This window comes from Aeromonas fluvialis (genome assembly GCF_000819885.1).
GTDB lineage: Bacteria > Pseudomonadota > Gammaproteobacteria > Enterobacterales > Aeromonadaceae > Aeromonas > Aeromonas fluvialis.
Genome location: NZ_CDBO01000011.1, coordinates 157325 through 170792, shown reverse-complemented (window position 1 = coordinate 170792; position 13468 = coordinate 157325). Strand labels below are relative to the sequence as shown.

The following is a 13468-nucleotide window of genomic DNA, read 5'->3' as shown; positions in this document are numbered from 1 at the left end:
AGGCAATACGATGTCAGCAAACCGGGCCATTTGGCCCGGTTTTCTTTTTTCCGGTTGGCGGGCTACCATGCGAGCCGGATAAGGGTTTTATCCACTCACCTGCCCACACACTTCTGTCAGCAGTTACTAAGGACGCCACATGCCCCGTTTTGTTCTGATCACCGGTTGTTCCAGCGGTATTGGCCTCGCCGCCGCCCAGGCACTCGGGCAGCACGGTTTTACCGTGATCGCCTCGGCGCGCAAGGCGGAAGATGTGACCCGTTTGCAGCAACATGGATTGCTGGCAGTACAACTGGATCTCGCGGACCCCGCCTCCATCGAGCTGGGTGCCAGTGCGGCGCTCCATCTGGCGGGTGGGCGCCTCTATGGTCTGTTCAACAATGGTGCTTATGGCCAGCCCGGGGCGCTGGAAGATCTGCCCACCGAGGCGCTCAGGGAGCAATTCAATACCAACCTGTTTGGCTGGCACCATCTGATCCGTCAGGTGCTGCCGCCAATGCTGGCGGCCAAAGAGGGCCGGATAGTGCAGAACAGCTCGGTGCTGGGGCTGGTTGCCATGAAGTATCGTGGCGCCTACAACGCCAGCAAATTTGCGCTGGAAGGCTATAGCGATACCCTGCGCCTCGAACTGGCAGGCAGCGGGGTACATATCAGCCTGATCGAACCGGGCCCCATCGATACCCGTTTTCGTGCCAATGCCCGCAGCGCCTTCTTGCGTCACATCGATCCGGCCCAGAGCCGTCATCAGTCGGCCTACCGCCAGACCCTGACGCGGCTGGAAAAAGAGGGGGCCACCAGCGGCTTTACCCTCTCCAGCGAAGCCTGTATCCCGCCCCTGCTCCATGCACTGACCCACGCCCATCCCAAAGCCCGCTATCCGGTGACCACTCCGACCCGGCTTTTTGCCTTCTTGCGACGGGTATTGCCCACTCGCTGGCTCGATAAACTGCTGGCCAAATCGGCCTGATCCTGTGATTGGCGACAAGTATCATGCCGCCCGAGTTGGGTTAGCTGTATAGCGGCATCACCCGCCCCAACCAACCTTGCTTATCCCTCTCTTCAGTAGTGCTCGCCATTGCTGTAGTAGGCACTCTTGACCATGGGGATCACTTGCACCACCACATAGGTCTGATCCCCCAGCAGCTGTTTCAGATGGCGCGTGATAAGGCGCGCGGCCGCGTCCTGCATCTCCTGTGGCCGTTCGAACCAGTGCAGCTCGACAAACGGAAAACCCGCCTCTGGCTCGCCATTGCGGATCCAGCAGCTCTCCACCCGCTCCATGGTGACAAACTCCGGCTTGCCGCCGGTCAGCTCGCAGAGCTCGGCCAGCAGCGGGCCGCTCACCTGTTGCAGGGTATCGAGCGTCACGGCGCGAAAACGAAGATGGGGCATGGCAAACCTCTTGGTTATCTGAAATGAGGACTTATCATAGGAGTTATTGTCAGCAAGAGAAGTCACCCGGCGCATATTAAGGATCCCCATGAGATTTCATCGCACCCTCTTTGCCTTCCTGCTCTGCCTGCTGCTACCGCTGCACGCCTTTGCCGATCCCGCGTTCTATCGGGTGAGCAAGGGCAACCAGCAACACTGGCTGCTGGGCTCCATCCATGCGGGCAAGCCATCCCTTTATCCTCTGCCCGAACCGGTGGAGCGTGCCTGGCTGCAGAGCCGCGCACTGGTGATGGAGGTGGACATGAACAGCATCACGCCGGATCAGTGGCAACAAACCGGCTCCCTCACCCGACTGGTGGATGGCAAACCGCTCAAGGATCATCTGCCAGCCGAGCTCTATCAACGCACCCTGATGGCGGGCGCCCGCTATGGCATCGACGAGACGACCCTCGCCACCCTGCACCCCTGGTTTGCCGCCATTACCCTGACCCAGGCCGCCATGGCACGCTCCGACTTCAAGAGTGAACTCGGGGTAGACCAGCACTTTGCCACCCGGGCCGCCAAAGAGGGCAAACCGGTGATGGGCTTTGAAACCCTGCTGGAGCAGTTGGGCTATCTGGCCAGCGTGGGGGACAACCAGACTCTGATGCTCGCCAGCACCCTGGATGAGCTACCGATGCTGGAGAGTGGTTTCGCCGCCGTGATGAAGGCGTGGCAGCAGGGAGATGAGGCGACGCTGATCAATCTGCTCAAGGAGGAGATGGCCCCGCCTGCGCTACAAAGCTGGATGGAGCAGACCCTGCTGGCCGAGCGCAACCACAACTGGCTGAAGAAATGGTCCACCCTGCCCAACGAGAGCTTTATCGTGGTAGGCGCCCTGCACCTTTACGGCGAACAGGGGTTGCTGGCGTTGCTGGAGCAGCAAGGGTGGCGCATTACCCTGCTCACTACCCCGGGCCCGGTGCAAGCTCAGTCGCAAGGATTCCAGTAAGAACGATCACAGATCGCGCTGGTGATTAAATAACCTGCAACGGAGTTGATCGGGATCATCCCGGACGGGGCAAAGAGGTATTTATCATGCCTGTCATCAACCGGGTGACAGGAGCAATAAAATGGACTTTTGGCTGGACCTGATGTTTGGCAACAGCGTGGGATTGATGTCGATGCTGGTGATTATCGGCACCTTCTTGCTCATCAGCTCTTACGCGGCCTACTTCATCTACAAGGTAATGCACTCGCAACCGCCTCATTCACAGCAACCCCATTCTCAACAACCCAAAGAGGGAAAATAATCCTCTGACCACAGGCGGCAGTTCACACTGACCGCCTGTGTTGTTTTATGGTTCGCGACTGTGATTCCCGGGCCAGTCTGCACCAGTGCCCATACATTGCCCCCCTCTTATCCCCTCCCCCTTTCCCCGTTTTCTGTGCCGGTTGCGGCCGTTATAATGGCCCCCACTTTTTCTTATGGGGAGCCTGCCGTGTCTCATAACGACGAACTCTCGCTATTTATGAATGAAGTGGCCGACGTGCGGCCCATTCGCAGCGACAACATCCATCCCCATGCGGCCAAATCCGCCCCGACCGAGGCGCAACTCGCTCGCCGTCAGGCTGCCACCGCGCAGCAACTCGCCCTCGACCACCTCACCATGGAGGCCATCGAGATGCGCGATCCGCACGAAATCGTCGGCTTCAAGCGCGATGGGGTGCAGGAGGGGGTCTACAAGAAGCTGCGGCTCGGCAAATACGAGCTGCAGGCAAGTCTGGACTTGCACCAGAAAACCCTCAACGAAGCGCGCCAGACGCTGGTGCAGTTCATTGCGGATTGTGAAGTCCGGGATATCCGCTGCCTGCTGATCCTGCACGGCAAGGGAGAGCGCAGCACCCCGCGCGCCCTGCTGAAAAGCTATGTCAGCACCTGGTTGCCGCAACTGCCTGCCGTCATGGCCATCCACAGCGCCGAGCGTCGCCACGGCGGCAGTGGCGCCCTCTACGTGCTGCTGCGCAAAAGCGAACGGAAAAAAGCGGAAAACCGCGAACGGCACCAGAAGCGGCTCGGCTAACCCGCCTCTCGCCACTACGCCTTTGGCCCGCATGCGTGAAGGTGGTCAACGATGCTGCGGCGGTGTTAGCATCGAACGGACCCGATCATGCCAGGTACGGGGCGGCATACCATCAGGGACGATAACAAGGACAATCCCATGTCATATCAAAAGCTTGAACAACATCAGCAACAGATCCACCGCTTTAGCCACCTCGCCGCCATCTGCGGCTGGGATCAGGCCGCCATGATGCCGGAAGGGGGCAACGGTGCTCGCGCCGAAGCGATGGCCGAACTCGGTCTGCTGATCCACCAGAAGCGCACCGCTCCCGAGCTGGGCGACTGGATTGCCAAGGCCGAGAGTGAGCCGCTCGATGAAGTGCAACGCGCCAACCTCGGCGAGATCAAGCGCCAGTGGCAAGATGCCAGCCTGCTGCCCGGTGAGCTGGTCGAAGCACTGTCGCTGGCCGGCAGCAAGTGTGAGCACGCCTGGCGCAGCCAGCGCAAGAACAACGACTGGGCCGGTTTTGCCCCCAATCTCAAGGAGGTGGTGAAACTCTCCCGTGAAGTGGCGCAACTGCGGGCCGATGCGCTTGGCGTGCGCCCCTACGACGCCATGCTGGCCCTCTATGAGCCGGGCATGACCAGCGCGCGGCTCGATCAGATCTTCGGCGATCTCGCCAGCTGGCTGCCGGATCTTATCCAGACCGTGAGCGAACAACAGAAGGGCGATGCCCTGCTGCTGCCGCAAGGCCCCTTCCCCATCCCCACCCAGCAGGCGCTCGGTCAGGAGGTGATGGGGCTACTCGGCTTTGATTTCGCCCACGGTCGCCTCGATGTGAGCAGTCACCCCTTCTGTGGCGGCGTGCCGACCGACGTGCGGATCACTACCCGCTATAACGAGCAGGAGTTTGTCTCCAGCCTGATGGGCATAGTGCACGAGACCGGTCACGCCCGTTACGAGCAGGGACTGCCGCGCCATCTGCTCGGTCAACCGGTAGCCGAAGCGCGCTCCATGGGCATTCACGAGAGCCAGAGCCTGTTTTGCGAGATGCAGCTGGGCCATCATCCGGCCTTCCTCGCACTGCTGGCGCCACGCATTCGTCACCACTTTGGCGAGCAGGCGGCGTTTGCGCCGGACAATCTGGCCAAGCTCTATAGCCGGGTCGAGCCGGACTTTATCCGGGTCGATGCTGACGAGGTGACCTATCCGGCCCACGTTATCCTGCGCTACGAGCTGGAACGCGATCTGGTGGAAGGGAAGATCGAGGTGGCCGACATCCCCGCGCTGTGGGATGCCAAGATGCAGCAGTGGCTGGGGCTCTCCACCAAGGGCAACTACCGCAATGGCTGCATGCAGGATATTCACTGGACCGACGGTTCGTTCGGCTACTTCCCGAGCTATACCTTGGGCGCCATGTATGCCGCCCAGCTGCGTTTTTCCCTCGAGAAAGAGCTGGGCAGCATGGGTGAGGTGATCGCGGCGGGCCGCCTGCCAGAGATCTTCGGCTGGCTTGGTCGCCACATCTGGTCACAGGGGAGCCTGCACAGCACCGACGAGCTGGTGCGCCGTGCCACCGGTGAAGCGCTCAACCCGCACTGGCTGCGCCAGCATCTGGAACAGCGCTACCTTAAGTAATGAGTTCAACAAGTTAACAGCAAAGCGGGGCCATTTTTAGTTGATCACGACACAGTCACTAAGGGGCCAGCCAAACACATCAACTCGCGCAGTTGCAGCATATTGCCCTAGACTCGAAGGCTGTGGGCACCACAAAGCCGGGCTCTGTCCACTTCCGTGCCCGGCAATACTATACCGCGTCCATGGGGGGCGTGGACCTGACGGGGACGAGCTGCGCTTCTCGATGCGTTTTTAGATAAAAATATTGATAACAATGAACTTAACAATGCACACTAGACAAGTGTTATAAGCACCATGTTTCAGAGGATACTAAGATGATGAACAAGTTGTCGTTATTTCTTTTAACCACCATGGGAGCCTGCTCGGCACAAGCCGAGATTATCAAGATTCCAAAGGAGTCTGGCTTCTCGGGTTTCGCGATGGCTGGCGTTGGGGCTATGGAGTATGAGTCCAATATGTTCAAGGGACCAAATGACGATAACTCCAGCCACAATGGTCTAAACAAATCACCTGATAGCCACTCCTCAGCGATTCCACTATTTGGTGTGGATCTACGTTATACATTTGCGAACAGCGGCACACAGTTATTTTTGGGGAACTTAATTCAAGACGCCGTGCGTTTTGACTTCACTCAACAGCTTGGCGTACGCCAACAGATAAGTGATAAGGGAATTGTATCACTAGGCTATGTTTTCCCACTGATGGCCACGGAAACATGGTCTGACCCGTATAAATCCGGCAACCGAAAAGAAACAGACATGAAATCCGGCGGTGCCCGTATAACTTGGGACCAGATTTGGAATTCTAACTTCAATGCCGCCTATACTGTTCGAAAATTTGATTTGGATAAAGAGCGAAGTGGAGCAAGTCTAACTCAATTAACTGATAATGAGCGCGATAAACTGGATCGTAACGGTGACACTCAAGAATTTGCTCTATCATATGATTGGTTAATAGCACCAAACCATGTTATTCGCCCTGAGCTCACTTTCACCAATGGTGATTTCGATGGTAAGGCAATGAGCTATGATAAGACAATTGTCCAACTGTCTTATGCTGTTACTGGTAGCCAGTGGTCATTGGTAACCAATGCGTTTGGTGGCAAAATAAGCTATGATGCTACCAATCCAATTTATGGTAAAGAGGCTGACTCTAACGAGTTTGGTTTAAATACCACCTTTTTCTGGCATAATCTATTTGGTGTGCATAGCCTGAGTGGTTTAGTAAGTGCATCTTATAGTAAGAGCGATTCTGATATCGATTTCTATGATGCTTATGTTAGTAGCTTCGGGACCAGTTTAATGTACCGATTCTAATGTAAAAATGAGATTTACTCGCTTAGTTTTAATATAAAACTAAGCGAGTTTCATGGCAGAAAGAGTAGCATGTCTATTTTTGTTCGCCGCTATAAATCCTGCTAAAAACACCCTCTCAAGATAGTCGCTATTCATGGCGAATATTTTCATAGCCTATAAGTTATAGGCCAATCAGGTGAGTATAGATTATTAAAGATTTTACTTCTCAGATGCGTACTTTAGGGAAGGAGCAACCCACTTGTTTGCTCGCCCCATCCCTAGTATCTTAGCACTTGAGAGTTAACATCATCACAGAAGATCTTCGAGCATGACCCCGATCCCTACTCGGGTTTGGTTATGATTGTAGTCGATCATGGTCTCCCCATAACCACTAAATACCTGCCCATATATACGGAGATTTTTCAATACCGGATAGCTCACCCCCAGTTCACTTGAACCATATCCCGTATTCCAATTGTAACGAAACTTACTGGTTAAAACAGTATCATCCCAACGATAATTCAAGCCAACATGATAATAGCCCAAATAACGATTTATATCTGGGTTATCATCATCTTCTTTATCCTCTTGAAGCCGGTACCACACTTTTAACTCTGCTGAAAAATTTTCATGATCGGCATATATGGTACTGTAAAGCCGATTCCAACTTCTGGATAAATCGCCAGCCCTACCATTAGACTGATGATTGAAACCAAACTCAGCAGCCCGCAACGTCAGATTTTTCACATTCCAGTCAAATGCTTTAGCAACAAAGAATTGCGGTTCGTAATTTGTCTCTCTAAAAGGTGATGATATGGTGTTATTTGTTGCTTGCCACATGGCGACCTGTGTATATGAAGCAAACAGGCCTGTCCTCTCAAAAATAAATGGTCGCCAAACAGGAATTAGCAAGCTTATTTGGAATTTTGCTTCATGCTTATCTATTTCATCCACATCATCATCTTTGAATGAACTACGATAAATATCTTTATTTTCATTGGTGGAGTAGCTGTATAAAAAATAGTTCTGTTGGTATGGCAGCAATGCGAATGGATTTTCACTCACGGTGAAAATATTATCCCAACGCTGTTGGAATGCAGAATAAGATAACTCTTCCTTAGACGATACCTCTACCTCCTCCGCCTGGAGTTGATAGCACATCAACAATGTTATCCCTGAAAAAAACAACCGACATTTCATAAAACACTCCACTGTTATGTATTTGAAATTCCTTTTCTAATTTCATTTCCAAAATACCACTTAATAGAGGATGCAAACAAGTGTAAGAGGTGAGAATCGCCGTAAATCTGCATCGAAAACTGACCAAGGTTCTGCGACCACAAGTGTGGGGGATTACCCCATCATCTTGGCTGACGCCTTAGTCATCGGATCCGGGTTGCTTAGGTACTTGGGCGGCTCGGTTGGAGGTTGATGAAAGTCATTGCGAACGATACTGCGAGAGAGACCTTTGGCTTTGGTGATGGCGCAGTGATCAAAATTGGACTCTGAAAATCCCGTAAACCTGGTCACTTTTGCACGCTGATCAACATTCAAAACCGATGATTGCGCGAAAAGTGGCGCTCCTAGCGGTAAAGCAAGCCTCCAGGAAATGAACCATACCGATCCAGAGTTGAAAGCTTGCTTTAAATCGCTTTATTTTCGAATTATGCGACCGCCTGAAGTATCACCTGTAATGGCTTGGGCAGTTACGCTGATTTATTTATGGGTACCTTACCACCAGGCTTCAAACATCGCCCCGAAAGTCACAGTATCATCGTGGGAATCAATGATCTTGCCATTATTATCACGTTGTCTATATTCGTTATCGGCATTACCTACAGTTGTATAGAAACGGATCATTGGGCGAGACCAGGTTTCGCCACCAATAGCAATGTTCTGTGACAGGGTAGCCTTCCAGGATGTATTGGTCGCATCTATATCATCGTAGTCGACAACGTTGTAACCAGTCTCGAACCAGGTCGAGTGAACCTTGTTCCACTGATAGGTCGGGCGCAGAATCACGTTATAGTTGGCGCGACTTTCATTTCCAGCGACATCCAGGGTTTGATAAGCTGTCAGATATTGCAGATTAGCTTTTTCGGATAGGGGAATTGAGCCATCTAGGCTGAACAGCATTGCACGTTGCTCATCTTCAAGGTCATACACGCTGTCTTTGGCGTTGTGTGAATATCGCATGATGAACTTTTGGCCAGCCCACATTAACTCACTGGCTACTTGGTAGGCAGAGCCGGCGATTTTTTCATCATCATCTAGTTTCTCTGAACTGCCGCCATAGTTTGCATAGAAGCTCAGATCAGCCTCACCGATTTTCAAACCATGCAATTTTGAAGTCAAAGCATAACGACCGCTATCTTCTACATAGTCGCCATTCACCGCACCTACGGCTGCCAGGTCTAGTTTTATCCCACCCAGATCAAGATTCCTGAAACCACCACCTTGTCCATCGTGCATCATCCAGAAGTAGTCGTTGATATCGGTTTGTGGTCGTTGATGGAAGTCTCTGCCTGCCCATACATACAAATCGGGTTGGGACTCAAAAATATTGACCGCCCCGGCGTAGATTTTTTTGACATTGACACCACCATCATCGGCCCAAGCGTTATCGGACCAGTGATCGACCATGAAGACCAGATCCCAAACTGCTCCGGTTTCGCTTTTAAAAAGTTTAGCAAGCTGAAACTCACCGCCATTTTGTTCATTGCCCAAACGACCAGTAGCATTGCCATTCAACTGGCCATGAGTATTTACTCGTTCGGCATTACTACCTTGGAAAGCTGCACCGTAGCGTGCATACCCTGAAAAAACAATGCCCTCTGGTACCTTTATATCACTCAGTAACGTTGCTGGTTGCTGGTCATCTTTATATTGTAGCTGCTCACTTTGCTCAGCGACTTTGTTTTCAAGTTCTTTAAGTCGTTGCTCAAATGCCTCTATTTCTGTATTTGCATACACCGATGATGATGCGATCACTGTTGCTACGGCAAAAGCAGTGGGCAAGACACGAAATAATTTCATACTAACTCCATTAGCATTTATGGTTGTTGATATTTTCGATTAAAAAGACATGTATTAAAAATTATATCATCATGACTATGATGTAATAAATGTCAGATAACACACATATCAGTTTAGAATAAACAAAATAACAAGCTTACCTATAGCGCAAACCTTATATATGGCCTTAACTTCATCTTTAAGTTAGATGTATAGAAAATTAACTAGTGGTTATAAATACTTCCTTGGCTAGGAATTAAGGCTAAATTCAGTCGCAGGAATGAAAGGGAGCATTTAAGCCCCCTGTGTTATGGCTGCTAGAGTTGCAGTGCCAAGGCATCGTCATCCTCATTGGCATCAGTCTGCTTCTCTTCATTTTTCTGCGCCATTTTGTCTTGCGCCTTCATAAATGGATAGTAAACACAGACCGTCATCAGGAATACGGCAACTTGTAACATGGCCGCCTTCCACCCACCTACGATGAAACCGCTGATGATCATGGGAGTGGTCCAAGGAACACTGATGGCCGTAAAGGGCTCAACAATACCATTGGCGAGAGTGAAGTAGACCATCAATACCGAGATAACCGGCGCCGCCAGGAAGGGAATCAGCATGAATGGGTTAAACACTATCGGGAAAGCAAAAATGACAGGTTCATTGATATTGAAAATACCCGGCATGATGGCAACTCGGCCCAGATCTTTAAATTGAACCGACTTGGCAAACATCAGCATGCACACCACCAGACCCAGTGTGAGACCTGCACCGCCAAAGGTAATGTATTGATCGATAAACTGGTTGGTCACAATCTTGGCATTTTCACCGGCTATCAATTGCTCCCCCTTGAGCAAGAGCTCTTGGTTCTGCAGCGCATTCGCGGTGACGATGGGGCCAATGATGCCGCCGACAATGGCCGAGCCATGAACGCCGCACCACCATAGCAACGAGATGAGCAGCGCAACGATGATCACCCCTCCCAGCGAATCGGATAACCCCTGCAGCGGCGTCTGTAGGAAGTCATAAATGACGGTCACTATGGTTTTATCAAACGATGTTTCGAAAAAGATCCAAATCAGGAACGAGCTGAAGATGATCAGTGCGCCAGGGATCAAGGCGATGAAGGCGTTGGCGACACCTTGCGGCACACCTTCCGGCATCTTGATGGTCAAGTTTTTCTTCATGCACCAGCTGTAGAGCCAGCCCACAAAGATGCCGACGAAGATGGCCACTATCATCCCCTTGCCACCCATATAGGCTTTGGGGATGACCCCGCCGATAGAGCTGCCGTCTGCGGCCAAAATGAAGTTGTCGTTGAGGATCAACAGAGAGACGATGGCAAAAATACCTGCACTGACCCCCTGATAGCCTTCATTTTGTACCCAACTGTAGGCAATACCAAAGACTCCAATCAGGGCCAAAATATCAAATGTTGCACCCACCACTTGCCATAGGGGGCTCTGCCAGTTGTCACCAAAGATACTGGCCATGAGATCACCGTATCCAGGGATAGGGATAAAAGCCAGCAACAGGAATACAGAGCCGATAATGGTCAATGGCATGGTAAACAAGAAACCATCTTTAATTGCCTTTATCGGTCTGGAGTTAACAAACCTCATCACTTGAGGCATGATATTGCTGATAGTTGCGTTGACAGTGCTCATTAGAGATCTTCCCCTCTATTTTCAATAACTGAGCGATACCAGTGGAAGGACAGCTTTTTCTTCCGTTGATAGTTGTTTTTGTGATCCACGTAGATAAAACCATACTGCTTTTTGTAACCGTTCAGCCAGCTCAGCAAGTCGATCACAGACCAAGCAAAATAGCCTTTTACGTTTACTCCATCTTGAATCGCCTGCTTGAGTGCTTGCAGGTGTTCCTGAATGTAGTGAATTCTCGGCACATCACATATTTCATCTTCAATGATAGGGTCTTCATCCCCCAACCCATTTTCAGTGATGTATATTTTCACTTGACCGTAACGCTCTTTGAGCATATTCAAGCCATCGACAAATCCTTCCGGCGAGATTTCCCAGTCCCATTTCGTATAGCGCTTATCATTCATCTTTACGGTGCGAAACACACCGTCAAAACTGGGATTTCCAGGTGCCCCTGTGCAGTTTTCTCTTTTATTTTCCCGTTTCTCCACGTCTCCCTTTATGAGTTCAACCCGGCTCGGTTGGTAGTAGTTAAGCCCCATGAAATCATTCATTGTTGATGCTTGCTTGATAATGGCCAGCTCTTCTTCTGTCTGCTCAGGATGAATCTCATTGTCCTTAAGGGCATCCATCACATAGGCTGGGTATTCACCCTTGAGGATCGGATCAAAATAGAGATGGGTCGCATAAGCGTTAGCATGATAGGCCGCTTTATGGCTCTCTTCACTGTCATCAACCCCAAATGCAGGGCTGAAAACATGACTGATACCGATCTCGCCATACTGGCTCATTTCCTTGTAGATCAAGACAGCTTGTGCATGTGCATAGAAGACGTTGTGAATCGCCTGGAAATATTTTTTCGGATCATTGGTGATTCCAGGCGGGTGTGCTCCGGCCATATAACCAAGACTACAAAAAACTATCGTTTCATTAAAGGTAATGAAGTGTTTAACCCGGTCGCCAAATGCAGTGAAACATGTTTCTGCATAACGGACGAAAGCGCGTATCGTGCGTTGACTCAACCAACCACCATCTTTTTCCAGCGTCAGCGGAAGATCCCAATGGTAGAGCGTAATGAAAGGCACGATTCCATATTTCAAACACTCATTGATCAGGTTGTTGTAAAACTCAATGCCCTTGGGATTGATCTCTCCATCCCCATCGGGAAATATACGCGCCCAGGAGATAGAGAAGCGATAGGATTCCAATCCCATCTCAGCCATCAGCGCGATATCTTCTTTATAGCGGTGATAGTGATCGACAGCCACGTCACCATTAGTACCTTCAAACGTTTTCCCCGGGATCTTGGAAAATTCATCCCAGTTCGTCATGCCTTTACCATCTTCGTTCCACGCCCCTTCGACCTGATAGGAAGCACTGGCAGCACCAAACAAAAAATCGTGTGAGAACTTCATCGATGCGACTCCTTATTGCGCGGCCAGTTTCTTGTGAAGATCGATCAGCTCATTCACCAGCTCGCGAGCCAGCATGGATGTCATGAGGTGGTCTTGCGCATGCACCATGATGAGGGTCATGGTGGTCTTTCCTTCTCCCATGTCGGCTTCAATCAGCTGGGTCTGCACCAGATGTGCCGCATTGGCTGCCTGGCGTGCCTCTTCCATCTTGGCTTCGGCCTGGGCAAAGTCGCCCTGTTTGGCGAAGGCGAGCGCCTTATAGGCACAACTACGGGCCTCACCCGAGTTGATGATGATTCCCATCACCTGCTCTTCCAGATCCATTTTATTAGCCTCGGTCGAGTCAGGACTAATATCATCAATATTCAGTTCGTCAAAGTTCATGGTTACCTCATAATAGTGATTTCAATAATTTTAAAACAAAATGTGTGCATGGCGTTGACTAATAAATGGCATGAGCATGCCAGGCCTATATAAAAATAGGCTAGATAAAGCAAATATTATCAACGCACCATAAATATGGTATCTGCGACGTTATATGAAATAAAATTTGAATAGGTGGGAAGGCTAACGTTATGGTTAGCCAGAAGAATTCCCGACTATTTATATTGGCTATGGTGTCGTGCTATTACGCCGGCTTTGCCGCATTTTTAATTTCGACAATGGCCATTTTCAATACGCCCAGTCCATCGACTTTGCCATACATGGCAGTGTCAATGACCGCTACGGGTTTGCCGGGAAAACGAGAGGCGATGTCTGCGTGCAGATAGCCTACCTGTGGACCCAGCAAGATCAGATCGGCTTCTGGGCCCTTCTCATTGGCACGAGACTCGGGAAAGGCTTCGATCTCGACGGGGACGGAGTGTTTGGCGGCTTGATCTCGCATCTTGTTAACCAGCAAGGAGGTGGACATTCCCGCAGCGCAAAACAGATAGATTTTTTTGTTCATGGCACAGACCTCAAGATAATGAAACTCGAATTGATGGCGTATCACACTGATATTGACTATAGCAAAA

Annotated in this window: 13 protein-coding genes; 6 read left to right on the top strand and 7 right to left on the bottom strand. The window is 50.9% G+C overall.

All coding sequences use genetic code 11. The features are described 5' to 3' along the window. Positions 1–139: 139 nt before the first annotated feature. Complete coding sequence (locus BN1125_RS02920) at positions 140–967, top strand: SDR family oxidoreductase (protein ID WP_042010595.1); 828 nt, start codon at positions 140–142, stop codon at positions 965–967. Positions 968–1059: 92 nt separating this feature from the next. Here BN1125_RS02920 and BN1125_RS02915 read toward each other — a convergent pair whose 3' ends face one another. Beyond that, positions 1060–1392 (bottom strand): DUF1904 family protein, encoded by a 333-nt coding sequence (locus tag BN1125_RS02915; protein ID WP_042010594.1) that lies wholly within the window; start codon positions 1390–1392, stop codon positions 1060–1062. Between the two features lie 88 nt (positions 1393–1480). Between BN1125_RS02915 and BN1125_RS02910 the strand changes: the two genes are divergently transcribed. The 5 genes from BN1125_RS02910 to BN1125_RS02890 all read left to right on the top strand — a co-directional run bounded on the left by BN1125_RS02910 (position 1481) and on the right by BN1125_RS02890 (position 6388). Then, complete coding sequence (locus tag BN1125_RS02910) at positions 1481–2383, top strand: TraB/GumN family protein (RefSeq protein ID WP_042010593.1); 903 nt, start codon at positions 1481–1483, stop codon at positions 2381–2383. Between the two features lie 121 nt (positions 2384–2504). After that, positions 2505–2684: a DUF3149 domain-containing protein gene (locus BN1125_RS02905; protein ID WP_005338733.1), complete on the top strand. Its 180-nt coding sequence runs from the start codon at positions 2505–2507 to the stop codon at positions 2682–2684. 189 nt (positions 2685–2873) lie between these two features. Then, positions 2874–3455, top strand: a complete 582-nt coding sequence (smrA, locus tag BN1125_RS02900; protein WP_042010592.1) for a DNA endonuclease SmrA — start codon at positions 2874–2876, stop codon at positions 3453–3455. Positions 3456–3593: 138 nt separating this feature from the next. Further along, positions 3594–5072, top strand: coding sequence for a carboxypeptidase M32 (locus BN1125_RS02895; protein WP_042010591.1), 1479 nt, complete (start codon positions 3594–3596; stop codon positions 5070–5072). Positions 5073–5386: 314 nt separating this feature from the next. Beyond that, positions 5387–6388: a DUF2860 family protein gene (locus tag BN1125_RS02890; protein WP_244268454.1), complete on the top strand. Its 1002-nt coding sequence runs from the start codon at positions 5387–5389 to the stop codon at positions 6386–6388. Between the two features lie 288 nt (positions 6389–6676). On the opposite strand, the gene BN1125_RS02885 is transcribed toward BN1125_RS02890, so the two are convergent. The 6 genes from BN1125_RS02885 to BN1125_RS02860 all read right to left on the bottom strand — a co-directional run bounded on the left by BN1125_RS02885 (position 6677) and on the right by BN1125_RS02860 (position 13401). Further along, positions 6677–7567, bottom strand: coding sequence for a phospholipase A (locus tag BN1125_RS02885; RefSeq protein ID WP_042010590.1), 891 nt, complete (start codon positions 7565–7567; stop codon positions 6677–6679). A 531-nt stretch (positions 7568–8098) separates the two neighbouring features. Further along, positions 8099–9403: a carbohydrate porin gene (locus BN1125_RS02880; RefSeq protein WP_042010589.1), complete on the bottom strand. Its 1305-nt coding sequence runs from the start codon at positions 9401–9403 to the stop codon at positions 8099–8101. A gap of 296 nt (positions 9404–9699) precedes the next feature. Beyond that, entirely contained in the window at positions 9700–11043 is a 1344-nt protein-coding gene (locus tag BN1125_RS02875; RefSeq protein ID WP_042010588.1) for a PTS sugar transporter subunit IIC, read from the bottom strand. After that, positions 11043–12452 (bottom strand): GH1 family beta-glucosidase, encoded by a 1410-nt coding sequence (locus BN1125_RS02870; RefSeq protein WP_042010587.1) that lies wholly within the window; start codon positions 12450–12452, stop codon positions 11043–11045. The genes BN1125_RS02875 and BN1125_RS02870 overlap by 1 nt, the downstream gene beginning before the upstream one ends. Before the next feature lie 12 nt (positions 12453–12464). Beyond that, on the bottom strand, positions 12465–12836 hold the full coding sequence (chbA, locus tag BN1125_RS02865; RefSeq protein WP_084202234.1) for a PTS N,N'-diacetylchitobiose transporter subunit IIA: 372 nt from the start codon (positions 12834–12836) through the stop codon (positions 12465–12467). A 244-nt stretch (positions 12837–13080) separates the two neighbouring features. Then, positions 13081–13401, bottom strand: a complete 321-nt coding sequence (locus tag BN1125_RS02860) for a PTS sugar transporter subunit IIB (protein ID WP_042010586.1) — start codon at positions 13399–13401, stop codon at positions 13081–13083. Between the last annotated feature and the right edge of the window lie 67 nt (positions 13402–13468).